The 24841-nt window shown below is 67.3% G+C and carries 24 protein-coding genes; 11 read left to right on the forward strand and 13 right to left on the reverse strand.

The window, feature by feature from the left end; translation table 11 throughout:
- Positions 1 to 15: 15 nt before the first annotated feature.
- Complete coding sequence (locus ACVOMM_RS06320; protein ID WP_053519689.1) at positions 16 to 1026, reverse strand: N-acetylornithine carbamoyltransferase; 1011 nt, start codon at positions 1024 to 1026, stop codon at positions 16 to 18.
- A gap of 319 nt (positions 1027 to 1345) precedes the next feature.
- Complete coding sequence (locus ACVOMM_RS06325; RefSeq protein ID WP_481526000.1) at positions 1346 to 1915, reverse strand: hypothetical protein; 570 nt, start codon at positions 1913 to 1915, stop codon at positions 1346 to 1348.
- A gap of 187 nt (positions 1916 to 2102) precedes the next feature.
- Between ACVOMM_RS06325 and cysS the strand changes: the two genes are divergently transcribed.
- Genes cysS through ACVOMM_RS06340 form a run of 3 tightly spaced genes read left to right on the forward strand, consistent with a single transcriptional unit; the run spans position 2103 to position 5211 of the window.
- The gene (gene cysS / locus ACVOMM_RS06330; protein ID WP_481526001.1) at positions 2103 to 3479 is read left to right on the forward strand and encodes a cysteine--tRNA ligase; all 1377 of its coding nucleotides are present in this window, start codon (positions 2103 to 2105) and stop codon (positions 3477 to 3479) included.
- Between the two features lie 35 nt (positions 3480 to 3514).
- Positions 3515 to 3967, forward strand: a complete 453-nt coding sequence (locus tag ACVOMM_RS06335; protein WP_481526002.1) for a SufE family protein — start codon at positions 3515 to 3517, stop codon at positions 3965 to 3967.
- Positions 3964 to 5211, forward strand: coding sequence for an MFS transporter (locus tag ACVOMM_RS06340; RefSeq protein WP_180875549.1), 1248 nt, complete (start codon positions 3964 to 3966; stop codon positions 5209 to 5211). Before ACVOMM_RS06335 ends, ACVOMM_RS06340 begins: the two co-directional genes overlap by 4 nt.
- Positions 5212 to 5750: 539 nt before the next feature.
- On the opposite strand, the gene dksA is transcribed toward ACVOMM_RS06340, so the two are convergent.
- Positions 5751 to 6968 (reverse strand): RNA polymerase-binding protein DksA, encoded by a 1218-nt coding sequence (gene dksA / locus ACVOMM_RS06345; protein ID WP_481526003.1) that lies wholly within the window; start codon positions 6966 to 6968, stop codon positions 5751 to 5753.
- A gap of 272 nt (positions 6969 to 7240) precedes the next feature.
- On the opposite strand from dksA, the gene yidD reads away from it, so the two are divergent.
- Genes yidD through ACVOMM_RS06360 form a run of 3 tightly spaced genes read left to right on the forward strand, consistent with a single transcriptional unit; the run spans position 7241 to position 9688 of the window.
- Positions 7241 to 7495, forward strand: a complete 255-nt coding sequence (yidD, locus tag ACVOMM_RS06350; protein WP_053519683.1) for a membrane protein insertion efficiency factor YidD — start codon at positions 7241 to 7243, stop codon at positions 7493 to 7495.
- Position 7496: 1 nt separating this feature from the next.
- A complete protein-coding gene (locus tag ACVOMM_RS06355) occupies positions 7497 to 8843 on the forward strand; it encodes a dihydroorotase (protein ID WP_481526004.1) in 1347 nt (448 codons plus the stop codon).
- Positions 8843 to 9688 (forward strand): M23 family metallopeptidase, encoded by an 846-nt coding sequence (locus tag ACVOMM_RS06360; protein ID WP_481526005.1) that lies wholly within the window; start codon positions 8843 to 8845, stop codon positions 9686 to 9688. The genes ACVOMM_RS06355 and ACVOMM_RS06360 overlap by 1 nt, the downstream gene beginning before the upstream one ends.
- 51 nt (positions 9689 to 9739) lie before the next feature.
- Here the strand turns inward: ACVOMM_RS06360 and ACVOMM_RS06365 are convergent, their stop codons facing one another.
- The 5 genes from ACVOMM_RS06365 to efp form a co-directional block, all read right to left on the reverse strand.
- The gene (locus tag ACVOMM_RS06365) at positions 9740 to 10444 is read right to left on the reverse strand and encodes a squalene/phytoene synthase family protein (protein WP_481526006.1); all 705 of its coding nucleotides are present in this window, start codon (positions 10442 to 10444) and stop codon (positions 9740 to 9742) included.
- A gap of 11 nt (positions 10445 to 10455) precedes the next feature.
- Positions 10456 to 11151: a phosphoglycolate phosphatase gene (locus ACVOMM_RS06370; RefSeq protein WP_065181926.1), complete on the reverse strand. Its 696-nt coding sequence runs from the start codon at positions 11149 to 11151 to the stop codon at positions 10456 to 10458.
- Positions 11148 to 11864 carry a bifunctional 2-polyprenyl-6-hydroxyphenol methylase/3-demethylubiquinol 3-O-methyltransferase UbiG gene (ubiG, locus tag ACVOMM_RS06375; RefSeq protein WP_277380894.1) on the reverse strand — a complete coding sequence of 239 codons (717 nt, stop codon included), beginning with the start codon at positions 11862 to 11864 and terminating at the stop codon, positions 11148 to 11150. The genes ACVOMM_RS06370 and ubiG overlap by 4 nt, the downstream gene beginning before the upstream one ends.
- Before the next feature lie 24 nt (positions 11865 to 11888).
- Positions 11889 to 13232: a TRZ/ATZ family hydrolase gene (locus ACVOMM_RS06380; protein ID WP_481526007.1), complete on the reverse strand. Its 1344-nt coding sequence runs from the start codon at positions 13230 to 13232 to the stop codon at positions 11889 to 11891.
- Between the two features lie 162 nt (positions 13233 to 13394).
- Positions 13395 to 13961: an elongation factor P gene (gene efp, locus ACVOMM_RS06385; protein WP_053520087.1), complete on the reverse strand. Its 567-nt coding sequence runs from the start codon at positions 13959 to 13961 to the stop codon at positions 13395 to 13397.
- Positions 13962 to 14082: 121 nt separating this feature from the next.
- Between efp and epmB the strand changes: the two genes are divergently transcribed.
- Positions 14083 to 15099, forward strand: coding sequence for an EF-P beta-lysylation protein EpmB (epmB, locus tag ACVOMM_RS06390; protein ID WP_180875545.1), 1017 nt, complete (start codon positions 14083 to 14085; stop codon positions 15097 to 15099).
- 60 nt (positions 15100 to 15159) lie between these two features.
- On the opposite strand, the gene ACVOMM_RS06395 is transcribed toward epmB, so the two are convergent.
- The 3 genes from ACVOMM_RS06395 to ACVOMM_RS06405 are packed head-to-tail and all read right to left on the reverse strand — an operon-like array spanning position 15160 to position 19033.
- A complete protein-coding gene (locus ACVOMM_RS06395) occupies positions 15160 to 17286 on the reverse strand; it encodes a putative bifunctional diguanylate cyclase/phosphodiesterase (protein WP_053520089.1) in 2127 nt (708 codons plus the stop codon).
- Positions 17283 to 18215: a phosphate/phosphite/phosphonate ABC transporter substrate-binding protein gene (locus ACVOMM_RS06400; RefSeq protein ID WP_053520090.1), complete on the reverse strand. Its 933-nt coding sequence runs from the start codon at positions 18213 to 18215 to the stop codon at positions 17283 to 17285. The genes ACVOMM_RS06395 and ACVOMM_RS06400 overlap by 4 nt, the downstream gene beginning before the upstream one ends.
- A 47-nt stretch (positions 18216 to 18262) precedes the next feature.
- Positions 18263 to 19033 (reverse strand): RNA methyltransferase, encoded by a 771-nt coding sequence (locus ACVOMM_RS06405; protein WP_053520091.1) that lies wholly within the window; start codon positions 19031 to 19033, stop codon positions 18263 to 18265.
- A gap of 120 nt (positions 19034 to 19153) precedes the next feature.
- On the opposite strand from ACVOMM_RS06405, the gene ACVOMM_RS06410 reads away from it, so the two are divergent.
- Entirely contained in the window at positions 19154 to 19981 is an 828-nt protein-coding gene (locus ACVOMM_RS06410; protein WP_053520092.1) for an inositol monophosphatase family protein, read from the forward strand.
- 479 nt (positions 19982 to 20460) lie between these two features.
- Here the strand turns inward: ACVOMM_RS06410 and htpX are convergent, their stop codons facing one another.
- On the reverse strand, positions 20461 to 21327 hold the full coding sequence (htpX, locus tag ACVOMM_RS06415) for a protease HtpX (protein ID WP_053520093.1): 867 nt from the start codon (positions 21325 to 21327) through the stop codon (positions 20461 to 20463).
- A gap of 93 nt (positions 21328 to 21420) precedes the next feature.
- On the opposite strand from htpX, the gene gluQRS reads away from it, so the two are divergent.
- From gluQRS to phaR, 3 genes are all read left to right on the forward strand, one after another.
- On the forward strand, positions 21421 to 22341 hold the full coding sequence (gene gluQRS, locus ACVOMM_RS06420; RefSeq protein ID WP_180875543.1) for a tRNA glutamyl-Q(34) synthetase GluQRS: 921 nt from the start codon (positions 21421 to 21423) through the stop codon (positions 22339 to 22341).
- A 17-nt stretch (positions 22342 to 22358) separates the two neighbouring features.
- Positions 22359 to 23099 carry an acetoacetyl-CoA reductase gene (gene phbB / locus ACVOMM_RS06425; RefSeq protein ID WP_180875542.1) on the forward strand — a complete coding sequence of 247 codons (741 nt, stop codon included), beginning with the start codon at positions 22359 to 22361 and terminating at the stop codon, positions 23097 to 23099.
- 183 nt (positions 23100 to 23282) lie between these two features.
- On the forward strand, positions 23283 to 23816 hold the full coding sequence (gene phaR / locus ACVOMM_RS06430) for a polyhydroxyalkanoate synthesis repressor PhaR (protein ID WP_053520096.1): 534 nt from the start codon (positions 23283 to 23285) through the stop codon (positions 23814 to 23816).
- A gap of 77 nt (positions 23817 to 23893) precedes the next feature.
- Here the strand turns inward: phaR and ACVOMM_RS06435 are convergent, their stop codons facing one another.
- Positions 23894 to 24841: a TraB/GumN family protein gene (locus ACVOMM_RS06435; RefSeq protein ID WP_481526008.1), complete on the reverse strand. Its 948-nt coding sequence runs from the start codon at positions 24839 to 24841 to the stop codon at positions 23894 to 23896.

Consider the following 24841-nt stretch of genomic DNA (forward strand, 5'->3'; position numbering starts at 1 on the left):
TGAATTGGGGAAGAATCAGCGCCCGGCAACCGCCGCCATGATCGCCTTCTGTACGTGCAGGCGGTTCTCGGCCTCGTTGATGGCGATGCACTGCGGCGAGTCCATCACCGCGTCGGTCGCCTTCACGTTGCGGCGCAGCGGCAGGCAGTGGCTGAAGACACCGTTGTTGGTCAGTGCCATCTTGCGTTCGTCGACGATGAAGTGCTTGAACTGGTCGCGGATCGGCTTTTCCGGCTCCCAGTTGCCGAAGAACGGCAGCGCGCCCCAGCTCTTGGCGTAGACCACATCGGCACCGGCGTAGGCGCTGTCGATGTCATGGCTGATCTTCAGCGAACCGCCGCTCTCGGCCACGTTCTGCTCGGCCCAGCCCATGTAGCGGTCGTCGAGAATGTAGTCGGCGGTCGGGCACAGCAGGGTCACGTCCATGCCCATGCGGGTGGCGATGGTCAGCGCCGAGTTGGCCACGGCGGTATTCAGCGGCTTGGGATGATAGGTCCAGGTCAGCACGTACTTCTTGCCGCGCAGGTCCTGGGTGCCGAAGTGCTCCTGCAGCGCCATCACGTGAGCCAGTTCCTGGCACGGGTGGGTGATGGTCTCCATGTTGATCACCGGCACCGGCGAATACCTGGCGAAGCTGTTGAGCACGATGTCCTGGCGGTCATAGGCCCAGTCCACGAACTTCGGGAACGCGCGCACGGCGATGATGTCGCAGTAGCGGCCCAGCACCTTGGCCACTTCGGCGATATGTTCTTCGGTATCGCCGTCCATCACCGTACCGAGGTTGAACTCGATCGGCCACGCATCCTTGCCCGGTTGCAGCACCACCGCGTGCGCACCCAGCTGGAACGCGCCCAGCTCGAAGCTGGTGCGGGTGCGCATCGACGGATTGAAGAACACCAGCGCGATCGACTTGCCCTTGAGCTGGTCGCCGAGCTTGTTGCGCTTGAACAGCGCTGCCTGGGTCAGCAGCGCATCAAGCTCGCTGCGGCTCCAGTCCTGGGTGTTCAGGAAGTGCTTGGGGGACATCATCTTTCCTTGCGTGGCGGCGTCAGGTTCGACGCGGTGGAAGGGAAATGCGGAAACCAAAGGTGGGGTGAAATCGTTGCAGTTGAAGCTTTCAGGAAGCGGAAACGAAAAAACCCAGCCGGCGGGCTGGGTTTCTATCGGACGAACAGCAAAAAGCTCCGGTTACCCAGCGAGAATGTGGGGTTCCGGTCGACGGGCACGCGAGGTCATGCCCGACGCCTGTCGGGCTGCGCTGCTGTCGTGCTGGAAGTCGGTGAGCTTCATGGCCGGGCATCTTTGCACGCGGCCGGCGCCGGCGCAAGGGGCCGGGGTCCCAGAATCAGGGATTGCTGGCGCTGCCCTGCTCCGGGCCGACCCAGGGCGTGATCGAGACCCGGACCTTGAGCCGGTTGCCAGGGTCTTCCGGCAGGCGCGAGCGGTACTTGGTGCCCCTGTAGACGTAATCCACGTCGTAGGCGATGGGCCGACGGAACTCGCGCCCGACGGGAACGATCCGGCAGTCGCGGGTCAGCATCGGCCCATTGTTGGTGGGACCGGTGGGCGCGGTGGGCGCCTCGGCTGCGGTCTCGTCCACCGCCTCCTCGTCGCTGCGCTTGAACATCGAGCGCACCGAGTCCCAGAAGCGGCTGATCCGGCCCTTGTCCTCCGTCGGCTCCTCGCCGGTGACGTTCACCGGGGCCAGGGTCCGGGTCGACACCGGCTCGCAGTGCTCCTCGGTCCGGGTCGCGCGCAGGGTCTGGAACACCGGCTCGACGTTCAGCACCTGGGCGTAGTCGAACTTCACGTTCTCCACGATCACCACCCGGTTGCGGGGCTCCCCCTCCTGGGCCAGAGCCACGGCCGGCAACGCCGACAGCCAGGCCAGGGTCAGCAACGCGGTGGATTTCATTGGCGACGGGAGCAAGGACACGGCAATAGTGTAGGCAGTGACGAGCGCAAGGGGCTGAACATTACCCGTCCGCGCCGCTCCTGCCCACCCCACCTGGGTGGCCCCCGGGTCCACCGGTGGCAGGCGGTCGCCCCAAAGGGGGCCGACACGTTCTAAAATCGCAGGCTTGTCCCCCAGCCACACCCCCATGACCCTGCGCCTGCACAACAACCTGACACGCCAGCTCGAACCGTTCATTCCGCTCGACCCGGCCTGTCCGACCCTGTATGTGTGCGGCCCGACGGTCTACAACTACGTGCACATCGGCAATGCCCGTGGGCCGGTGGTGTTCGGCGTGCTGGCCGACCTGCTGCGGCGGCGTTTCGGCGCCCTGCGCTACGCCCGCAACATCACCGACGTGGATGACAAGATCAACACGGCCGCGCGCGAACAGGGGGTGCCGATCAGCACCATCACCGACCGTTTCGCCGCCGCCTACCGCGAGGACATGGCCGCGCTGGGCGTGGTGCCGCCGGACATCGAACCGGAAGTGACCGCGCACATGCCGCAGATCATCACCATGATCGAGCAGCTCATCGCCAACGGTCATGCCTATGCCGCCGAGGGCCACGTGCTGTTCGCCGTGGCCAGCTTCGATGGCTACGGCAAGCTCTCCCGCCGCGACCCGGAAGAAATGCTGGCCGGCGCCCGCGTCGATGTCGCGCCGTACAAGCGCGATGCGGGCGATTTCGTGCTGTGGAAGCCGTCCACCGACGACCTGCCGGGCTGGGCGTCGCCGTGGGGCCGTGGCCGCCCCGGCTGGCACATCGAATGCTCGGCGATGGCTGCCGCCCATCTGGGCGAGACCATCGACATCCATGCCGGTGGTGTCGACCTGCAGTTCCCGCACCACGAGAACGAAATCGCGCAGAGCGAATGCGCCCATGGCGGAAAGATCTTCGCCCGCTTCTGGCTGCACAACGGCATGCTCAATTTCGGCGGTGCCAAGATGAGCAAGTCGCTGGGCAACATCGAACGCGTGCACGACCTGGTGCGCCAGCACCCGCCGGAAGCGCTGCGCCTGGCCCTGCTGTCGGCCCACTACCGGCAGCCGCTGGACTGGTCCGACGCGCTGATCGAACAGTCGGTGCGCACGCTGGACCGCCTCTACGGCACCCTGCGCGAGCTCGCCGCGGTTCCGGCCGTGGCGGTGATCCCGGCCACGATCGAGGCAACCCTGGATGACGACCTCAACACGCCGCAGGCACTGGCCGAACTGGCGCGCATCGCCGCCGAAGCACGCCGCGCCATCGAGCCGGCCGAACAGGCGCGCCTGAAAGGCGAGCTGCTCGGTGCGGGTCTGGCGCTGGGCCTGCTGCAGGCCGACCCGGCGCAGTGGTTCGGCACCGTTGCCCACGATGATGGCGAGGATGCGCGCATCCAGGGCCTCATCGATGAACGCGCCGCCGCCAAGAAGGCGCGTGACTTCGCCCGCTCCGACGCCATCCGCGACCAGCTGGCCGCCGAAGGCATCGTGCTGGAAGACACCCCGCAGGGCGTGCGCTGGTCGCGCAAGCGCGGCTGATCCGCGCCCGCCACACCCCCACCCAAGAGATTGCAGTGATCGACTCCCCGTTCCCGCTTGAACCCACCACCGCCGAGGCCCAGGCCGCCATCGCCGAGGAATTCGGCTTCTTCGGCGACTGGTCCGAGCGCTACCAGTACCTGATCGACCTCGGCCGCAAGCTGCCGGCCTTCCCCGAAGAGTGGAAGACCGAAGAACACCGCCTGCTCGGCTGCCAGTCGATGGTCTGGATCGTTCCGGAAGGCAATGCGCAGTCGCTGCGCTTCCACGCCATCAGTGATTCGGCGATCGTCTCCGGCCTGATCTTCCTGGCCCTGCGTGTCTATTCCGGGCGCTCGGCACAGGAAATCCTGGACACGCAGCCGAGCTACATCCAGGACATCGGCCTGGCCCGCCATCTTTCGCCGACCCGCAGCAACGGCGTCGCAGCGATGCTGGCCTTCATCCGCGAGACGGCGCAGGCCCAGCTGCAGCGCGGACAGCCGTGAGCGGGACCGCCCCGGCCGAAGACACGGCGCTGGGCCTGCTGGCCCGGCCGGGCTTCGCCAAGCTGCTGGCCTACCGCATCTTCGCCATGTTGTCCTACCAGGTGGTGGCCGTCACCGTCGGCTGGCACATCTACGAAGTTACCCGCAATCCGTTCTCGCTGGGCCTGATCGGTCTGGCCGAAGTGTTGCCGTTCTTCTGCGTGGCCCCGTTCGCCGGCTATCTGGTCGACCATCTACCGCGGCGCAAGCTGGGAATGGTCGCCTGCTCCGGCCTGATCGCCACCGCACTGGTACTGACCAGCGTCGCCATGGGCTGGCTGCCGTTCCACGGCGTATGGCCGATCTATGCGGCGATCGCACTGACCGGCATGGTCCGTGCCTTTCTTTCGCCGATCTACAATGCATTGTTCGCCCGCGTGCTTGCGCGCGAGCAGTTCGCACGCGGTGCGGGACTGGGCGCCGTGGTGTTCCAGGCCGGCATGGTGGTGGGTCCGGCGCTGGGCGGCGTACTGGTCGGCCTGGGAGGCAAGGGGCTGTCCTATGGCGTGGCGACGGCCTTCGCGCTGGTGGCAGTGGCCTGCCTGGCCACGCTGAAGGTGGAGGAACCGGTGCACAGCGGCCCCGCAGCACCGATCTTCCAGAGCATCGCCGAAGGTGCGCGCTTCGTGGTCGGCAACCGCATCATGGTCGGCGCGATGGCGCTGGACATGTTCTCGGTGCTGCTGGGCGGTGTGGTGGCAATGCTGCCCGCCTTCCTGCATGAGATCCTGCACCATGGACCCGAAGGGCTGGGCATCCTGCGCGCTGCGCCCGCTCTGGGCTCGATCGGCGTGGGCCTGTGGCTTGCCCGGCACCCCCTGCACCGCAACGCCGGCCGGGTGCTGTTGTCTGCGGTCGCGGGCTTCGGGCTGTGCGTGATCGGTTTCGGGCTGTCGCAGCACTTCTGGCTGTCGGCGCTGATCCTGCTGTTCTACGGCGCCTTCGATGGCGTGTCGGTGGTGGTCCGCTCGACCATCCTGCAGCTGGCGACGCCCGAGGAAATGCGTGGGCGGGTATCGTCGATCAACGGCATCTTCATCAGTTCGTCCAACGAACTGGGCGCCTTCTATGCCGGCACGATGGCACGACTGCTGGGCCTGGTACCGGCAGTGGTGCTGGGGGGCTTCGCGGTGCTGAGCGTGGCCGGGATCACCGCGTGGAAGAACCCGACGCTGCGCAAGTTGAATCTTCGCGACCTGCAGTGAACCTGTAGAGCCGAGCCCATGCTCGGCTGCGCATTTCCGTGCGCCCACGCAGCGGTTGCGCCGGGCCGCGCCCGGCGGGCTTCTTCCGCGACCGCGGCGGGGTGTAACTTTCTTTGCTCCTGCAAAGAAAGTCTCCAAAGAAACACGCCGCCATCCGCGAGCCGGCGCTGCGCGCCAGTGCCCTGCGGTGCTCGGCTCGCTACAAGGCGGACCCAACAGCCGCGAGCGCACGCATGACCGCTCCTGGTAGAGCCAAGCCATGCTTGGCTGCTTTTGCTTTTGCTTTTGCTATTCCTTGCCCTCCGGCTTCGGCCTGAGCCGAGCGTGGGCTCGGCTCTACGGCCGCGCACGCAGGGAAGCGTCGAGAGCCTGTCGGTGGGGCCGGGCAGAACCGTCCGCGGCATGGATACCGCGGCCGAGCTTACACCCGCGGGCTCCACCCGATACCCGGAAGGCGCTGCTCTACACAGCCAACGTGAACCCAACAAAAAACCCGGCCAAGGCCGGGTTTTTCTGCATGACCAGACAACGACCGGGAATCAGTCGCCCTGCTGCTTCTGCAGGTGTTCCCAACGCTCCTGGGCGTCGATGGTGCGCTCGGCCGTGAGACGGGCTTCCAGGCGCTCCAGACCGATCTCTTCACCCGTGTCCACGCAGTAGCCGTAATCACCGGCTTCCAGGCGCTTGAGCGTGCTGTCGATCTTGCCGATCAGCTTGCGGTAGCGGTCGCGGGTGCGCAGCTCCAGCGAGTTCTCGGTCTCACGGGTCGCACGCTCGGCCTCGTCGCCGATGTCACGCACTTCCTCGCGCAGATTCTCGATGGTCTGCTTGGACTCCTCCACCAGGTCCGCGCGCCAGTTCTGCAGGCGCTGGCGGAAGTACTCCTGCTGCAGCGGGCTCATGTATTCCTCTTCCGACGACGGCTTGTAACCGGCCGGCAGGATCGGACGGCCGGTGGCCTCGTCGGTCTTGTACTCGACGACCTTGTACTTGCTGCGCGGGGCCGGGGCGGCCGAGCGGGCGGCGACGGCCACGGCGACCTTGCCGACAGGGCGCGACACGGTCTTCGGAGCGGGATCGGATTTCACGGCGGTTTTGGCAGGCGATTTCGAAACGGGCACGGGATTCTTGGATTGCGGGGCGGTCGACGCGGAAGGTGCAGCGGCCGAGGCCGGCTTGGGTGCCGGTTTGGCTGCAGCACCTGCCGCGGTCTTGGCCGGGACAGGCTTGGCCGGAGCCTGCGTTGCGGCAGGCTTCGGTGCGGACTTCACTACGGGGGCCGGTGCCGGCTTGGCAGCCGGCGTGGCGATATTCTTGGTGACCTTCTTTACAGCGGCAGGCTTGGCCGCCGGCTTGAGCGCCGCGGCCTTCTTTGCCGCTGGCGGTGCAACCGGCTTTTTCACCGCCACCTTCGGCGCCGGCTTGGCTGCCGGCTTCTTCGCAGCCGGTTTGGCAGCAGCCTTCTTGACCGGCACCGCCTTGCTGGCGGCCTTTTTCACTGCCGGCGCCTTCTTGCTGGCAGCAGCAGGTTTGGCCTTGACCGGCGCAGCGGCCTTCTTGACGGCCGCTTTGCTTGCCTTGGCCGGCGTTTTTTTCGCGGTGGCCTTCCTGGCCGCCGGTTGCGAGGACGCTGCCTTGGTCGCCGGCTTGGCCGCCGGCTTCTTGACAACGGGCTTTGCCGCCAACTTCTTCACAACAGGCTTGGCGGTTTTCTTGGCGGCCTTTGCGGCCTTCTTTGCAGTTTTTTTAGCAGCCACGAAACGCTCTTCCTTGGATTCCCCGGGGCCCGGGAAAGCGGGCCTTTATAGCCTACCCGACCCGCAGCAGCAACCTCGACAGCCCCACTCCATTCAGTCCTGGAGTCAAGGCCCCCAAGGGGCAGTCCGACGAACACGGACCGCCTCGCGCGGTACGGAACCTGGCCGGCACCCGAAGGTGCCGGTACCGGTCGCAGGCCATCGGCGACATGCGACCAACGGCCCATCCTGCACAAATGCGGCCTTCATGCCAACTGGCATAAGATGACTGGGTGATCTCGCGCCTGCTCATTGCCCTGCTGCGCTTCTACAAGCGCTTCATCAGCCCCCTGCTGGGGCCACGCTGCCGTTTCGTGCCCAGCTGTTCTGAATACGCGATGGAAGCCATCTCCCTGCATGGCCCGCTGCGCGGCAGCTGGCTGGCCGCGCGCCGGCTCGGCCGCTGCCACCCCTTCCACCCCGGCGGTGTCGACCTCGTGCCCGAACGCACCGACACCCCTTCATGCCGTTGCACAGGAAAACACTGACATGTCCTCCACGCTCATCACCAATGCCCGCATGGTCAATGAAGGCCGCACCTTCGACGGCGACCTGCGCATCGAGAACGGTCGCATCGCGCAGATCGGCACCGGGCTGGCGCCGCGCGAGGGCGAGCAGGTGGTGGACGCCGCCGGCCGCTGGCTGTTGCCCGGCATGATCGACGACCAGGTGCACTTCCGCGAGCCGGGCCTGACCCACAAGGGCGATATCGCCAGTGAATCGGCAGCGGCCGTGGCCGGTGGCCTGACCAGCTTCATGGACATGCCCAACACCAATCCGCCGACGCTGGACTCCACCATCCTGGAAGCCAAGTACGAACTGGCGCGTGGCCGCGCCTGGGCCAACTACGGCTTCTACCACGGGGCCAGCAACGACAATCTTGAGGCCATCCGCCAGCTCGATCCGAAGAAGGCGCCGGGCGTGAAAGTGTTCATGGGCGCGTCCACCGGCAACATGCTGGTGGACAACCCGGAAACACTGGACGCGATCTTCCGCGAGTGTCCGACGCCGATCATCACGCACTGTGAAGACACGCCGATGATCGATGCCAACCTGAAAGCCTTCCAGGAAAAATACGGCGACGCGCTGACCCCGGACATGCACCCGGACATCCGTTCGCGCGAAGCGTGCATCAAGTCGACGCGGCTGGCGCTGTCGCTGGCACGCAAGCACGGCACCCGCCTGCACGTCCTGCATATCTCCACCGCCGATGAACTGGCACTGTTCGAGAAGGGCCCGCTGATCCGGGCCGATGGCAGCCGCAAGCAGATCACCGCCGAAACCTGCGTGCACTTCCTGCACTTCGCCCGCCCGGATTACGCCACCAAGGGCAACCTGATCAAGTGCAATCCGGCCATCAAGGACGTGGCCGACCGCGAGGCGATCACCGCCGCGCTGGCCGACGACGTGCTGGACGTGCTGGCCACCGACCATGCCCCGCACACCTGGGAGGAGAAGCAGAAGCCCTATGCGCAGGCGCCGTCCGGCCTGCCGCTGGTGCAGTACGCGCTGGTGGCCGCACTGGAGCGCGTGCACGAGGGCAAACTGACCCGTGAGCAGGTGGTGCAGAAATTCGCGCATGCCCCGGCCCAGCTGTTCGACGTGGAGCAGCGCGGCTTCCTGCGCGAAGGCTACTTCGCCGATCTCGTGCTGGTGGAAGACGTGCCGTTCACGGTCAAGCGCGAGGACGTGCTCTCCAAGTGCGGCTGGTCGCCGTTTGAAGGCACGACCTTCCGGTCGCGCATCGCCTCCACCTGGGTCAACGGCCAGCGGGTGTGGGACGGCAGCACGCTGGTGGGCGAGCCGGTCGGCCAGCGCTTGACCTACGACCGCTGATGCGTGGGTTCCTCATGCTGGGGGTGCTGGTTGCCGCCCCCCTCTGGGCCGTATCTGCGGCACAGGCCCAGGATGGCATCGGCAGCCTGATCGACAGCCGCGTGGTGTTTCCTGCCAGTGCGTCGCAGGGCGCGCTGGTGATCGGCAAGGTTCCCGCCGGCAGCCGCGTGCAGTATGCCGGCCGCTCGCTGCGCGTGAGCGGTTACGGCAGCGTGGTGTTCGGTATCGGCCGCGATGAAAAGGGGCCGCTGCGCGTGCAGGTGCAGCGCCCGGACGGCGGCCGCGAAACGGCCACCATCTCGGTGACGCCGCGCGACTGGCCGACCGAACGGGTCAACGGTGTACCGCCGAAGACGGTCAATCCTCCGCCCGCCATTGCCGAACGGATCAAGCGCGAGCAGGCACAGGTAACCGCCGCGCGTGCCCGCGACGATGACCGCACCGACTTCACCCAGACCTTCATCTGGCCGGTGCAGGGCCGCATCAGCGGCCGCTTCGGCAATGCCCGCGTCTACAACGGCCAGCCCGGTGCCGGCCATTCCGGCATGGACATCGCGGTACCCACCGGCACCCCGGTGAAGGCACCTGCCGCCGGGATGGTCACCTTTGCCGGCCCCGACCTGTACCTGACCGGTGGCACGCTGCTGATCGACCATGGCTACGGCGTCAGCTCGAACTTCCTGCATCTGTCGCGCATCGACGTCAAGGTCGGTGATCGCGTCGAGCAGGGCCAGGTCATTGCCGCGGTTGGCGCCACCGGCCGTGCCACCGGCCCACACCTGCACTGGGGCATGAACTGGTTCGACACCCGCATCGATCCGCTGCTCGTGCTGGAGCGGAAGTAACCTGCGTGCCCCCTCGCCGGGCCATGCCCGGCGAGCGCAGCGGCAACGGAATCAGCCGCGTGCGGCCCACCACACCCGCAACAGGGTGCGCAGCGGGGTCGCCTCGATCGGCTTGCCGGCCGCCTGGGCCGTCAGGCGTGCACGGGCCAGGCTGGACCACACGCGGCGCGGGCGCGGGCCTGGCACGCGCGTGCCCCACCCCTTCAACAGGTGCTGCGCCCAGCGCTGCGCGGCGGAGCGGGTGTCCTCGTCCAGCAGGCTGCGCGGCACGCCGGCCACGCCAGCGTCCTGCAGGCGCTGGGCCAGCGTCTGCAACTGCACGGCCCGGCCCGCACCGGTCCGCGGCCTGTCATCGAACAACACCACTTCCACGGCCGCGACCGCTTCAGCGTAGCGGGCCAGCGCAGCTTCGGCACTGGCCGCATTCGGCGCGACGGTGCGTGCCTCCACCAGATCCGGCAGCGTTTCCGCCAACCGCGCCCACGGCGCACGCACCGGTTCCAGCACACGACCCAACGGATGGCGCGAACGCTGTCCTTCCCAGCTGCGCAGCTCCTCGCCCCACCATGCCAGCTTGGCATCGGCCGGCAACGGATCGCCGCTGGTATTGAGCATGTCGTCGAATTCCTGCAGCAGCGCGAACCACGCTACGGCCAACTCACGGTGCGATTCGGCCACGAACGGCGCGGCCACCGACCATTCCGGCCAACGGCTGCGCCATTTGTCGAGGAAGCTTTCCAGCGCGGTGCTGCTCACTACGATCGTCCTTACGGGTGGGCCGGGCGTGCCGGCCGGGTTGGCCACAGGCTGGCCAGTTGCAGAAGTGCAGCGTTCTCGACCAGTACATCGGCCTGCCAGGCCAACGGGTCGTCGCTGTGCAGGCGGTAGCCCCACAGCGCTGCCACCGATGGCATGGCCGCGGCGCGCGCCGCGATGATGTCGCGCTCGTCGTCGCCGACATACACGCAGTCGCTTGCCGCGACACCGATCGCCTGCGCAGCGTGCAGCAGAGGCAGCGGGTGCGGCTTGCGCTCGGCCAGGCTGTCGCCGCCGACCAGCACGGCGCAGCGCTGCTGCCAACCGTGCTGCGGCAGGATCAACCGCGCCAGGTACTCGGGCTTGTTGGTAACGATGCCCCATACCGTTCCAGCAGCATCGAGCGCAGCGAGCATGCCGGCGACGCCATCGAACAGCACCGCGTGCTGGCCGATCAACGCTTCATAGCGCTGCAGGAACTCCGGGATCAGCGCGTCGCGCGCATGCGCATCCAGGTCCGGGAAGGCCGCCGCGATCATCGCCCGCGAGCCCTTGGACACCACCGGGCGCAGCTGCGCCGGATCGATCGGCGCGCGTCCACGCTCGGCCAGCATGGCGTCGCAGGTGGCAACGAAGTCCGGCGCACTGTCCAGCAGGGTGCCGTCCAGGTCGAACAGCACCGCGCGCGGGAAGTGCGTGGCGGTCATGCCGGCTTGACCGCGTAGGCCAGGTAGTTGATGTCGGTGCGGGTGCTGAGGCGGGCACGGTTGCGCCACGGCTCGTATGCCATGCCGCTGACATCGGCCAGCTGCAGATCAGCCTCGCGCAACCAGCGTGCCAGTTCGGCCGGCCTGATGAATTCCTGGTAGTGGTGGGTGCCCTTCGGCAACAGGCGCGCCACGTATTCGGCACCGACAATGGCCACCGCGAATGCGGCGGCCGTGCGGTTGATGGTCGACAGGAACAGGTGCCCCCCCGGCTTCAGCAGCCGCCTGCAGGCCTCGATGATCGCGCCGGGGTCCGGCACGTGCTCGAGCATCTCCATGCAGGTCACCACATCGAAGCTGCCCGGCTGTTCAGCGGCCAGGTCCTCGGCGGCCTGCACCCGGTAGTCGACCTTGGCACCACTTTCCAGTGCGTGCAGCCGCGCGACCTTGACCAGCTCCGGGGCCAGATCGATGGCGGTGACATCGGCGCCGGCCTGGGCCAGTGCTTCGCTCAGCAGGCCGCCACCGCAGCCGATGTCGAGCACGCGTGCGCCGCGCAGCGGCACGCGGTCGGTCACGTACTTCAGGCGCACCGGGTTCAGTGCATGCAGCGGCTTCTGCGGACCATCGGCGTCCCACCAGCGGTTGGCCAGTGCGGCGAACTTGTCCAGCTCGGCCTGATCGAAATTGGAGGAAGCATGCGGGGCAGTCATGGGGAATCCTTGCAGCGCCGGGGTTCAGGCGCGGATATGGCGGATGCGCTCGCGCCACTGGCGCGCGTTGGCGATGATGCCCGGCAGGTCCATGCCGACCAGCTCGCGCTGCACCAGCTTGGGCTTGCCGGCAATCCAGACGTCGCTCACCTGCTGCCGGCCGGTGGCGTACACCAGTTGCGAAAGCACGTTGTGCAGCGGCTGGGTTTCCAGCGCGGACAGGTCCACGCAGACCAGATCGGCCTGCTTGCCCACCTCGATCGAGCCGATCCGCTCGCCGAAGCCCAGCGCACGGGCACCACCGAGCGTGGAAGCGCGCAACGTGGTGGCCGCGTCCAGCGCAGTGGCGTCGTTGGCGACAGCCTTGGCCAGGATCGCCGCGGTGCGGTTCTCGCTGAACATGTCCAGGTCGTTGTTGCTGGCACAGCCATCGGTACCGATGGCCAGGTTCACGCCTGCGCGCTGCAGGGCGCAGGCGGGGCAGAAGCCGGAGGCCAGTTTCAGGTTCGATTCCGGGCAGTGCACCACGCTGACGCCACGGTCGGCGCACAGGTGGATCTCCGCGTCGGTCAGCTGGGTCATGTGCACCGCGATCAACCGGTCATTGACCAGGCCGAGGCGATCGAGTCGCGCCAGCGGACGCTGGCCATGCAGCCTGATCGAGTCGCTGACTTCCTGCGCGGTCTCATGGGTATGCAGGTGCACCTGCATGTCGAGCTGGTCGGACAGCATCCGCACCCGCTCGAAATTGGCATCGCTGACCGTGTAGGGCGCATGTGGTGCGAACGCGACGCCGATCAGACTGTCGTTGCGCCACTGGTCGTGCAGTTCCCCGGCCTTGGCGAAGTACTCGTCGTCGCTCTTCGCCCAGGCGGTCGGGAAATCGATGATGACCGCCCCCACCAGCGCGCGGAAACCATGCTTCTTGTAGACCGCCGCCTGCACGTCGCCGAAGAAGTAGTTCTCGTTGGCGCAGGTGGTGCCGCCGCGCAGCATCTCGGCAATCGCCAGCGTGGTGCCGTCGGCGACGAACTCGGGGCCGATCACCGCCGCTTCCACCGGCCAGATGTGCTCCTGCAGCCAGGTCATCAGCGGCAGGTCATCCGCAACGCCGCGCAGCAGGGTCATCGGGTTGTGCGTGTGCGCGTTGACCAGGCCCGGCATCAGCGCGGCGTCCGGACGGCTGACCACCTGCGCGGCACGGAAGCGCGCCCGCGCTTCGGCACGCGGCAGCACGGCCACGATCTCGCCGCCACGCACGGCTACGGCATGGTCTTCCAGCACCACGGCATGCGGTTCGATCGGAACGACGTAGCCGGCTTCGATGAGCAGGTCGCAGGCTTCGGGGAGGTGCGGGCTGTCGCTCATGCAGGCTCACTTGGCTGGGGGGAGAACCTCACGGGAGGCGGTAGCGCCGGGCCACGCCCGGCGGCTGTCCGTTGCGGCGCCGTGGACGCCGGCAACGGGTTCCGGGCGATGCCCGGAAAGCCGGGCCTGGGCCCGGCTCACAGGTCATCCGGCTGCGCCGGATTACTTCACGCGCGAGGAGTACTCGCCCGAACGGGTGTCGACCCGGATGACTTCATCCTGGTTGACAAACAGCGGCACGCGGACCACGGCACCGGTTTCCAGCGTGGCCGGCTTGCCGCCACCGCCGGAGGTGTCACCGCGGACGCCCGGATCGGTTTCGGTGATCTTCAGCTCGACGAAGTTCGGCGGCTGCACGAAGATCGGCGCACCGTTGAACAGGGTCACGATGCAGGCTTCCTCGCCCTTCAGCCACTTTTCGGCGCCGCCCATGCCGGCCTTGTCGGCCTGGACCTGCTCGAAGGTCTCCGGATCCATGAAGTGCCAGTACTCGCCATCGCTGTACATGTAGTTCATGTCGGTGTCGACCACGTCGGCCACTTCCAGGTCGTCGGTCGCCTTCATGGTCAGTTCGACCACGCGGCCCGAACGGATGAAGCGGTACTTGACGCGGGTGAACGCCTGGCCCTTGCCCGGCTTGACGTATTCGGTATCGGTGATGACCGCCGGTTCATTGTTGACCAGGATCTTCATCCCGTTCTTGACGTCATTCATGCCCACAGTGGCCATGCTCAAGCTCCTCAAATGGCAAAACCGCCGCGGGTGCGGCGAGCCGGTAGAATGGAAAGCCCACCGGATGCCGGTGGGCGACTGTTTTTCTGCCCCCATGATAACCGCAGGCCCCCTCTCCATGCAGCTTTCCGCCTTTCCCCGCCCGTCGTCGCCGGGTGCACCCGCACGCTGGCAGGAACTCTGGCGCCAGGCGCTGCGCGACCCGCACGCACTGCTGGCGCGGCTGGAGCTGGATCCGGTCGCACTGGGCGTGTCCGAGGCGGCCATGGCCCAGTTCGCGCTGCGCGTACCGGACGGGTTCGTGGCCCGCATGCGCAAGGGCGATGCGGCCGACCCGCTGCTGCGCCAGGTGCTGCCGGTCAATGACGAGATGCAGGTCGTTCCCGGGTTCAGCTTCGACGCAGTGGGCGATGGTGCGGCCAGGAAGGCGACCGGGGTCATCCAGAAGTACCGGGGCCGGGCGCTGCTGATCGCCACCGGCAGCTGTGCAATCAATTGCCGCTACTGTTTCCGCCGGCACTTCGACTACGCCGCTGAGAATGCCGCCAAGGGCGGCTGGTGGGAAGCGGTGGACGCCATCGCCGGCGATCCGGATATCGACGAAGTGATCCTGTCCGGGGGGGATCCACTGTCGCTGGCCACCCACAAGCTGGTCGAACTGACCGACGCGCTGCGGCGGATTCCGCACATCCGTCGCCTGCGCATCCACACCCGGCTGCCGATCGTGCTGCCGGAACGGGTCGACGACGAGCTGCTGGCCTGGCTGGGCAGCCTGCCGTGGCCGCTGGCGATCGTGGTCCATGCCAACCATCGCAATGAGTTCGATGCCAGCGTGGACGCGGCAATGGCGCGCCTGCGTGGCACCGGCGCCCAGCTCCTGAACCAGGCAGTGCTGCTGCGTGGCGTCAACGACAGCGTGCAGGCGCTGCAGGCACTGAGCGAACGCAGCTTTGCCGCCGGCGTGCTGCCCTATTACCTGCACCAGCTGGACCGGGTCGAGGGCGTGGCCCACTTCGAGGTGGATGACACCCGCGCCAGGGAGCTGATCGCCGGCCTGACCGCGCGCCTGTCCGGCTACCTGGTTCCCAAGCTGGTGCGGGAACTGCCCGGCGACCCGAGCAAGCGCCCGCTGTAACGATCCCGCCGGGGTCAGAGCCCTTTCCTGCGGAGAGGGAGCTGCCCCCTGGACCAGGATTCAGACGCCGGACTCGATCATCCGCACCACTTCGGTCGCGGTGACCGGGTGGCTCAGCCAATAGCCCTGGCCAAGATCGCAGCCGCGCTGGGCCAGCAGCTCGAACTGTGCCTGCTGCTCGATGCCCTCGGCAACCACCGTGATGCCCAGCGCGTGGGCCATGGCGATGATCGCCGTGGTCAGCGCCAGGTCGTCCGGATCACGCTGCATGTCGGCAATGAAACTCTTGTCGATCTTCACGCCGTCCACGGGCACCTGGCGCAGGTGGCTCAAGCCCGAGAAGCCGGTGCCGAAGTCGTCCAGCCACACCTTGACGCCGGTGCGATGCAGCTTGTCCAGCAACTGCGCGGCCACCATCTCATCACCGATCACGGCGGTCTCGGTCAGTTCCAGATGCAGGCGCGAAGCCGGCAGCCCCGACTCATGCAGGCACTGTGCGACCAGTGACGGCAGCTCGCCGCCACGCAGCTGCCGGGGCGACACGTTCACCGACACGAACAGATCATCGCCGCCCGCACTGCGCGGCCACTGCGACGCTTCCATGCAGGCCGCGCGCAGCACCTTCGGCCCGATCACCTCGATCAGCCCGCTCTGCTCGGCCACTTCGATGAACACCGACGGCGGGATCGTGCCCAGAGTGGGGTGCTGCCAGCGCAGCAGCACCTCGACGCCGACCATCCGCCGGTCGCGGGTGCGGAAGATCGGCTGGTAGGCCAGGCGCAGCTCGCCGCGCTCCCAGGCGCCGCGCAGTTCCTGTTCCATGTGCACGCGGCGCTCGACAGCATGGTCCATCGCCCGGCTGTAATACCGGTAGCAATTCTTGCCGGCCATCTTCGCCTGGTACATGGCGATGTCGCCGTTCTTCAGCAGTGTGGTCGCGTCTGCGGCATCGTCCGGGAACAGGGTCACGCCGATGGAGGTGCCCAGGAACAGCTCCCTGCCCTGCACCACCAGCGGCTTGCCCAGTTCGCGCACCAGCACCTCGGCCAGCAGCCGCGCATTGGCAGCGACATCGCCGTCGCCGACCAGGATCACGAACTCGTCGCCGCCAAAACGGGCCAGCAGCGCCTCATCGCCCCCGGCCTCGGCGACGGCGCGGCCGATCCGCTGGGCAAACTGCAGCAGTGCTTCGTCGCCCGCTTCATGCCCGAGGGTATCGTTGACCCGCTTGAAATCGTCGATGTCCGCAAACAACAGGCCCAACCGCTGCTTGGACGCACGCGCGGCCATCAGCCGGTGGTCCAGGGCTTCGCGGAACGCCAAGCGGTTGGTCAGGCCGGTCAGTGCGTCGGTGTAGGCCATGTGCCGCACCTCGCGGTCGTGGCGGGCGATGGCATCACGCATGCGGGCGAATCCCCGCACCAGCTCGCCGACCTCGTCGTCGCGGGTATTCTCCAGCAGCGGCGCCTGGTAGTCGCCGGCTTCGATGCGACGGGCCGCCACCGCCAGGTCGCGGATCGGCGCGACCAAGGTGCGCTGCACGTAGAAGATCACCGCCACGCCGATCACCACCAGCAGGCCGAGCATCAGCAGCAGCCAGCCCAGATGACGGCTGCCGACCTGCTGCAGGCGCTCGCCCAGCGTTGCGTTGGCGGCCTGCTCGCGCTGCTGCACTTCGTCCAGCGCCATGCCGACGCGGACGCCGCCGATGCGCTGGTTGCCGACCATGATCGGCATCGTGTTGTCGAGCACCTTTGGCGACTGCTGCACCACCAGCGTCCGCGCGGCGATCGCGCCCGGTGCAAGGGGGTCTCCCATCGGCTGACCGAAGGCGGCGACCTCCACCGAACCGTCGTGCACCAGCCGGCCACGTTCGTCGAACACCAGCACATAGCGCACCACGGGCTGCCGCGACGTGCTGCGCACGAGTGCGCCGACCTGGTCCAGATCGTGGTAGTACAGCGGGTTGGCCAGCGCATCGGAAAGCTCACGGGCAATCGCTTCGCCGCGGCTGCGCACGCTGCGGTCGAACAGTTCATGGATGACGCCGCCGCTGAGGTTGCGCACCTCGCTCTGCATCGCCGCCTGCCGCCCCAGCAGCACCGCCAGGATCGCCACCACCACAAGCATCGCCCCGCCCATCGCGAGCAGGAACCGCGCCTGCATTCCCGAGCCGAGCCACTTCATTCCACTTCCATCCGCACGCGCGTCAATCCTTGTTTCAATTCATCCAGCCGCTGCTGCGCATGCGCGTCGACGCGGTGGAAACCGGAAGTACCAAAAAAACGGTGAAGCGCCGCCTGTGCCTGTGGATCACTGGCCGCCTGCAGCAGGACCTCCTGCAGGCGGTCACGGACGCGTGCATCCAGGTCGGCGCGCACCACCTCCACGGCGCGAGGATAGGGCTCCGTGCGCAACAGTTCGCGGAAGTCGCGCCGGAACGCCCGCGGCATGCGCCGTTCATCGTTCCAGTCCACGCTGCTCACCGCACCCCCATCGGCCACGCCCTTGTGCACGTAGGTGGCGATGTTCAGCTCGCTGCGGGCGAACACATAGCCGACGCTGTCCGTGCCCGGAGCGTCCCACGTACCCGCGAGGATCTGTGGGGACAACCCGTGGCCCAGCAACGTCATCACCGGCACCAGGTAGGCGCTGGTGGATGCGGTGTTCTGCAGCGCAAGGCGGTGGCCCCGCAGGTCCTCCAGCCGCTGGAACGGGCTGTCGCGGCGCACGAAGAATACGGTCTGGTACTCACGCACGCCATTGCGCTCGGTCAGCAGCAACGGCCGCGCACCGCTGCGCTGACCCAGCGCCACTGCGGTTCCGGCGGTTTCCGTGACCCAGTCGACCTGCCCCCGCCGCAGATAGCTGGCCATCTGCTGCGGATCACGCGCCATCAGTATCCTCCCCTCCTGGATGCCGACGTCGTGCATGCGTGCCACCACGTAGTCCAGCAGCGGCTGCAGCTGCTGGTAATGGGCCTTGGGATCGTCGCTGATCCGGCCCAGCACCAGCACCGGATCCGGCGCAGCGCGCACCGTTCCGGCCAGCAGGACCATGGCCAGGCTCAGCAGCGCCCCCTGCATTGCCGTTCGCAGACCCGACACCGGTTTCATCCCCCCCTGGGTATCCGGACAGACTACCCGAAAAAATGAGAACGTCGTCAGCCGTTGTGACTGCCCGGCTTGGCCAGACGCGCCATGCGCTGGGCATCAGCCAGGATGCCGCGCAGCAACCGCACTTCCTGCTCGCTCGGCTCGCTGCGCAGGAACAGGCGGCGCAGCTTGCGCATCGCCGACTCCGGCGCACGGCCCTTGTGGAAATCGATCTCGTCCAGGGTGTCGCCAAGCTGGGCGAAGAAGCTCTCCATCTGTTCGTGGCTGGCCACCTGCTCACGAAAGCCCGGTTCGGCGCCAACGGCAGGCTGGGCGCCGAGCAGCTGCATGCGCACCTCGTAGGCCAACACCTGCACGGCGGCGGCGAGGTTGAGCGAACTGAACGCCGGATCGGACGGAATGTGCACCGCCGCGTGGCACAGCTGCAGCTCCTCGTTGGTCAGGCCGGTCCGTTCCCGGCCAAACACCAGCGCCACCTCGGCACCCTCACCGGCCTTGGCGACCGCACGGGCCGCTGCGTCGGCGGGCAGGTACTCCTCCAGCTGGACCCGGCGTGCGCGGGCCGTACACCCCAGCACCAGACGGCAGTCGGCGACGGCCTCGGCCAGGGTGGCCACCACGGGCGCATCGCCGAGCACGTCCTCGGCGCCGGCCGAGCGGCGGAATGCCTCCTCGTCCAGCGGTTTTTCCGGGGCCACCAGTACCAGGCGGGCCAGGCCCATGGTCTTCAGGGCGCGGGCGGCGGCGCCCATGTTGCCGGGATGCTGGGTTCCGACCAGGACGAATCGGAGGCGGGTGGCGGCGGGGAACTGGGACATGAACAGGGAAAAGGTCGAGCTGGACGATGACCAATGGTAAACTGTGCGGCCGGCCACTGCGCCGGACCCGCTCTTTTCCCCCGCCAGTCCTACCCTTCTGCCTTTCCGGGAGCCCACGCCATGCAGAAACCCGCCGTCACCGTCATGGTCAAGGCCGCCCGCCTCGCCGGCAACGTCCTGTTGCGCAACATCAACAAGCTCGAGGCACTGAACGTGGTGCAGAAGGGGCGGATGGACTACGCCAGCGAAGTCGATGCCGACGCGGAAAAGGTCATCGTCAAGGAGCTCAAGCGCGCGTATCCCGAGTACGGCGTGTTTGGCGAGGAAGGCGGCGTGCAGGGCGAACATCGCCACATGTGGGTCATCGATCCGCTGGACGGCACCAGCAACTACCTGCGCGGCGTGCCCCACTACTGTGTATCGATCGCCCTGGTCGAGAACGGCGAGCCGACCGACGCGGTCATCTTCGATCCGCTGCGCAACGAGCTGTTCACCGCCAGCCGTGGCGCGGGCGCCGTGCTGAACGACCGTCGCATCCGCGTGGCGGATCGCAAGGACCTGGGCGGCACCATGATCCAGACCGGCTTCGCTCCGCGCGAGCGCGCCCGTGCCGGCGCCCAGTTGAAGGCGGTTGATGCCCTGCTGGTGCAGGCCGAGGACATCCGCCGTACCGGTTCCGCTGCGCTGGACCTGGCCTATGTCGCCTGCGGTCGCGCCGACGCCTACTTCGAGGCCGGGGTGAAGGCCTGGGACATCGCGGCCGGCGTGCTGCTGGTGCGTGAGGCCGGTGGCAAGGTGTGCGATTTCAAGGGAGCGCCGCTTGCACGCATGGACAACCGCGGTCCGGAAACCCAGCAGGTGGTGGCGGGCAACCTGAAGGTGGCCGAGTCGCTGCAGAAGGTGCTGGTCAACACGGGCTATGCGGCCGAGTTCGACGCGAAGTTCTGAGCTTCCCTGTAAAGCGGTTCATGGAGACGGCACCTGTGAAGGTGCCGTTTTCGTATCCGCAGTGATCGTGCTTGTCACTTTCTTTGCTCGTGCAAAGAAAGTAACCAAAGAAACACGCCGCCAGGACGCGAGCCGACGTGCTGTGCACGCCGGTTCCCTGCGCTCCTCGGTCCGTCGAGGGACGGTGCGGGAACTCGCTGCGCTCAGACACCCGCACCTCTTCGCCCTCGCCGGACCTGCGGTGCTCGGCTCGCTTAAGGCGGACCCAAGGTCAAGAACCACAGCTGCACGACGATGACGGGTAGCGCCGGGCCATGCCCGGCGAGCGAAGCGGCCGCTTCGCCTTCGACCTTGAAAGTGACACCCCTCCGCAGTCGCGGAAACGATCCTGCGGGCGCGCGTCGATGCCGCCGACGCGCAAACAGAAACGCCCGGCACGGGGCCGGGCGTTCCTGTAGCAGTGCGTTGCAACCGGAGGCTTACACCACCGTCGAGGCCCGCAGCGCGGCGATGCGCTCTTCCAGCGGCGGATGGCTCATGAACAGCTTCTTCGCGGTCGAACCGGCGATGCCGAAGGCGGCGATCTGGGTCGGCAGCGTGCTCTGGCCGTGGTTGAGCTGCAGGCGCTCCAGCGCGGCGATCATCTTCTGGCGACCCGCCAGCGAGGCGCCACCGGCATCGGCGCGGAACTCACGATGGCGCGAGAACCACATCGAGATCATGGTCGCGAACAGGCCGAACACCATCTCCAGCACGAACACGATGATGTAGTAGGCGAACCCGCGGCCGCCACCTTCGCGGTTGCCCGACAGCGCGCTGTCGATGACGCCGCCGACCACGCGCGCCAGCACGATCACGAAGGTGTTCAGCACACCCTGCAGCAGCGCCATGGTGATCATGTCACCATTCGCCACGTGGGCGATCTCGTGGCCCAGTACGGCTTCGGCCTCGTCTTCGCTCATGTTCTGCAGCAGACCGGTGGACACCGCCACCAGCGCGTTGTTGCGGTTGGCGCCGGTGGCGAATGCGTTGATCTCCGGGCCATCATAGACCGCCACTTCGGGCATGCCGATGCCGGCCGCCTTGGCCTGTCGCTCGACGGTAGCCAGCAGCCAGCGCTCGGTCTGGTTGCGTGGCTCGGTGATCACCACCGCGCCGGTGGAGCGCTTGGCCATCCACTTGGACAACAGCAGCGAGATGAAGGAACCGCCGAAGCCGAAAATCGCAGCCATCACCAGCAGGCCGCTCATCTGGTTCGGATTGACCCCCAGCAGCGACATCACGATGCCGGCCAGGATCAGCACTGCAAAGTTGGTGGCTAGAAAGAGTGCGATGCGGGTAAACATGGGAAATTCCGGCTCGGAAGGGGTCGATATCCGCCAATTTGCGGTGCGGTCAGCTTGAATTCAAGCACCAACCTGACCGACGATTCAGCCAGCATGACCTCCCCCCTTTCCTGCGGCCGCTTCGCGCCCTCGCCTACCGGCCTGCTACACCCCGGCTCCCTGCTGGCTGCATTCGGCAGCTGGCTGCTCGCGCGCCATCACCACGGCCTGTGGCGGCTGCGCATCGAGGACATCGATCCCCCACGCACCGTGCCCGGGGCTGCGCACGCGCAGTTGCAGGCACTGGCGGCATTCGGCCTGGCCCACGATGGTCCGGTGCTGTGGCAGAGCGAACGTGGCGATGCTTACCAGCAGGCTCTGGACAGGCTGCTGGCCAGCGGGCTGGCCTTCATCTGCCACTGCAGCCGCAGCGAACTGGCAGCCCGGGGGGGCATCCACCATCGCTGCGTCGCGCGGCAGCCCCGACCGGACCCTGCCGTCCGCTTCCGCGTACCGGCCGGCAGCGTGGTGCAGTTCGACGATGGCCTGCGCGGCCGTCAGGTGCAGGACGTCCACGCCGAGGTGGGTGATTTCGTGCTGCGCCGCGCCGACGGGTGCTGGGCCTACCAGCTGGCGGTGGTGGTCGACGATGCCGCGCAGGGCGTCACCGACGTGGTGCGCGGCGCCGACCTGCTCGACTCCACCGCGCGGCAGATCCTGCTGCAGCAGGCACTCGGACTGGCAGTGCCGCGATACTGGCACCTGCCGCTGCTGCTGGACGCGCCCGGGCACAAGCTGTCCAAGTCGCTGGCCGCGCTGCCGGTCGACAGAGCCCGCCCGGTGCCGGTGCTGCGTCAGTTGTGGGGCCTGCTCGGCCAGTCGCCCGCCGCACTCGAGGGTCACGACGATCTGCACGACCTGCTCGCGGCGGCCCGGCAGGCATTCGATCCGGCCCGCCTGCCACGCACGGACATCCTGTTGCCGACGGGCGCACTTTCCGCGCCGATGTTGCAGAATCCCCCTTCCCCCACCTGAAACCCGGACTGCATTCCATGACATCTCGCGTCGCACTGGTCACCGGCGGAACCGGCGGCATCGGTACCGCCATCTGCCAACGCCTGGCCGACCAGGGCCACCGGGTCGCCACCAACTATCGCGATGAAACCAAGGCCCGCGCCTGGCAGCAGGCGATGACCGAACGCGGCTACAGCGTGTCCATCTTCGCCGGCGACGTGTCCGATCCGGACAGTGCCGAAGCGATGGTGCGCGCCGTCGAAAACGAACTGGGCCCGGTCGAGATCCTGGTCAACAACGCCGGCATCACCCGCGATACGACCTTCCACCGGATGCGTGCGGACCAGTGGCATGACGTGATCAACACCAACCTCAACTCGGTGTTCAACGTCACCCGCCCGGTCATCGAAGGCATGCGTCGTCGCGGCTGGGGCCGGGTCATCCAGATCAGCTCGATCAACGGTCTGAAGGGCCAGTACGGCCAGGCCAACTACGCCGCCGCCAAGGCCGGCATGCACGGTTTCACCATCTCACTGGCGCGCGAGAACGCGGGCTTCGGCATCACCGTCAACACCATTTCGCCGGGCTACGTCGCCACGGACATGGTCATGGCCGTGCCGGAGGAAGTGCGCGCCAAGATCATCGCCGACATTCCGACCGGGCGCCTGGGCAAGCCGGAGGAGATCGCCTACGGCGTGTCCTTCCTGGTGGCCGAGGAGGCCTCGTGGATCACCGGCAGCAACCTGGACATCAACGGCGGCCACCACATGGGCTGGTGATCCGCGCGGGCGCGGCCGGTCACGTGCCGGACCGCACCTGCCTGCGGTCATGCTGCGCAGCACGCAAACCCTTGTTGCGCAACATGATCCGCCGTGAAAGCCAAGCCTGGCGGGGGCTGGGGCGGTTGCAACGGCTGCTGCACTGCGCCATGCTGCGCGTCTACTGTGACGAGTGACCGCTTCATGGCTGCGACCCGCATCATCAAGAAGTATCCGAACCGCCGTCTCTACGACACCGAGATTTCCAGCTACATCACCATCGAGGACGTCCGCCAGCTGATACTGGACGGTGAAGACTTCGAGGTCCGCGACGCCAAGAGCGGTGACGACCTTACCCGTTCGGTCCTGCTGCAGATCATCGCCGACCAGGAGCAGGACGGCGAGCCGATGCTCTCCACCCAGTTGCTGAGCCAGCTGATCCGCTTCTACGGCGACTCCCTGCAGGGATTCATGGGCAACTACCTGGAACGCAGCATGCAGGTGTTCCTGGACCAGCAGCAGCAGTTCCGCCAGCAGATGGGCAACCTGCTGGGCCAGACGCCGTGGGCGATGATGAACCAGCTGACCGAACGCAACCTGGAGCTGTGGCAGGAATTCCAGCGCAGCATGGGCACCGGCTTCGGCGGCCCCCGCCCCGGCGGAACCGGCACGGGAACCGGAACCGGCAGCAAGCCGAACGAACCGGGCACCGGCACCGGCGGCAAGACCCGCCGCTGAGCTACGGCAGGGACTGACATGAAAACGGCGCGCCTTTGGGGCGCCGTTTTCGTCTGCGGGTCATCCGCAGGCAGACGTCAGCGCTTCGCCTTGCACGCCGTGCAGACGCGCTCGACCTTGTAGCCCTTCGCCCTGAGCTTCTCGACCACGCCATCGCTGCCGAGCAGATGCAGCGTGCCAACCACCACCAGCGTGCCACCCTGCCCCGCCTGCAGATAGGGCACCAGCTTCGGCACCCAGGCATCATTGCGGCCGGTATTGATGCGCTGATACAGCTGCGGATACTGCTGGCGCATCTCGGCAGCCATTTTCGTCCACAGCAGGCGCTCGTCACCGCGGCGCCATGCGTCGTGCAGCATGCGCGCCTGTTCATCACCCTTGTCGGCCTGATCGAGGGCTTCGGACAGCATCTGCCGCTGCTCCTGCACCGACATCCCATCAAGCATGCCGATCTGCGTATCGATGTCCTCCAGACCACCGGTGCTGCGCCCGGTCGCCTGTGCGCGCTCCATGAAGTGACGGTCCAGACCGAGGGCCGGGTCCAGGCCCATCTTCTGCATCTGCCCCACTGAAATGCTCAGACCGACAAACCAGGGTTTCATGCCCTGCATCTGCGCCAGCGGCAGCTTGTTCGCGGTGGCGAAGGCCTGCAGCTTCTGCCAGGTCGCTGCATCGAGATCACGCTTCAGCTCGCTGCCGTCGGTGCGCACGGCGGCCTGCACCATGCGGCTGGCCAGCTGCGGCGACTGCATGTCTTCCGGCGAGAGTTCGAACAACACGCGCTGCGAGGCCCCGAAGGCCTGCTCCACGTCGGCCGACAGCGGATAGTCCTGCGGCTTCAACAGATGGAACGAGCCCAGCAGATACAGCCGTGAATCGCCGGGGCCGGTGACCTTCCACAGCAGCGGTACCGGCGGCTTGACCGACGCACCTTCAGCGGCCGGGGCATTGCGGGCCTGCGCCAGTGGCGCCACCGCGCAGGCCAGCAGCAACAGGGCGGCGCGTAACAGGTGTCTGATCATCAT

This window comes from Stenotrophomonas sp. STEN009 (assembly GCF_056760395.1).

Coding starts and splice junctions, on each gene's coding strand:
- cysS (WP_481526001.1), top strand. CDS start 2,103: ATGACCCTGCGCCTGCACAACAACCTGACACGCCAGCTCGAACCGTTC.
- ACVOMM_RS06325 (WP_481526000.1), bottom strand. CDS start 1,915: ATGAAATCCACCGCGTTGCTGACCCTGGCCTGGCTGTCGGCGTTGCCG.
- htpX (WP_053520093.1), bottom strand. CDS start 21,327: ATGTTTACCCGCATCGCACTCTTTCTAGCCACCAACTTTGCAGTGCTG.
- phaR (WP_053520096.1), top strand. CDS start 23,283: ATGGCTGCGACCCGCATCATCAAGAAGTATCCGAACCGCCGTCTCTAC.
- ACVOMM_RS06370 (WP_065181926.1), bottom strand. CDS start 11,151: ATGACCGCCACGCACTTCCCGCGCGCGGTGCTGTTCGACCTGGACGGC.
- ubiG (WP_277380894.1), bottom strand. CDS start 11,864: ATGACTGCCCCGCATGCTTCCTCCAATTTCGATCAGGCCGAGCTGGAC.
- ACVOMM_RS06355 (WP_481526004.1), top strand. CDS start 7,497: ATGTCCTCCACGCTCATCACCAATGCCCGCATGGTCAATGAAGGCCGC.
- efp (WP_053520087.1), bottom strand. CDS start 13,961: ATGGCCACTGTGGGCATGAATGACGTCAAGAACGGGATGAAGATCCTG.
- epmB (WP_180875545.1), top strand. CDS start 14,083: ATGCAGCTTTCCGCCTTTCCCCGCCCGTCGTCGCCGGGTGCACCCGCA.
- ACVOMM_RS06360 (WP_481526005.1), top strand. CDS start 8,843: ATGCGTGGGTTCCTCATGCTGGGGGTGCTGGTTGCCGCCCCCCTCTGG.
- ACVOMM_RS06395 (WP_053520089.1), bottom strand. CDS start 17,286: ATGAAGTGGCTCGGCTCGGGAATGCAGGCGCGGTTCCTGCTCGCGATG.
- ACVOMM_RS06410 (WP_053520092.1), top strand. CDS start 19,154: ATGCAGAAACCCGCCGTCACCGTCATGGTCAAGGCCGCCCGCCTCGCC.
- ACVOMM_RS06320 (WP_053519689.1), bottom strand. CDS start 1,026: ATGTCCCCCAAGCACTTCCTGAACACCCAGGACTGGAGCCGCAGCGAG.
- ACVOMM_RS06400 (WP_053520090.1), bottom strand. CDS start 18,215: ATGAAACCGGTGTCGGGTCTGCGAACGGCAATGCAGGGGGCGCTGCTG.
- ACVOMM_RS06380 (WP_481526007.1), bottom strand. CDS start 13,232: ATGAGCGACAGCCCGCACCTCCCCGAAGCCTGCGACCTGCTCATCGAA.
- ACVOMM_RS06405 (WP_053520091.1), bottom strand. CDS start 19,033: ATGTCCCAGTTCCCCGCCGCCACCCGCCTCCGATTCGTCCTGGTCGGA.
- phbB (WP_180875542.1), top strand. CDS start 22,359: ATGACATCTCGCGTCGCACTGGTCACCGGCGGAACCGGCGGCATCGGT.
- gluQRS (WP_180875543.1), top strand. CDS start 21,421: ATGACCTCCCCCCTTTCCTGCGGCCGCTTCGCGCCCTCGCCTACCGGC.
- ACVOMM_RS06435 (WP_481526008.1), bottom strand. CDS start 24,841: ATGATGATCAGACACCTGTTACGCGCCGCCCTGTTGCTGCTGGCCTGC.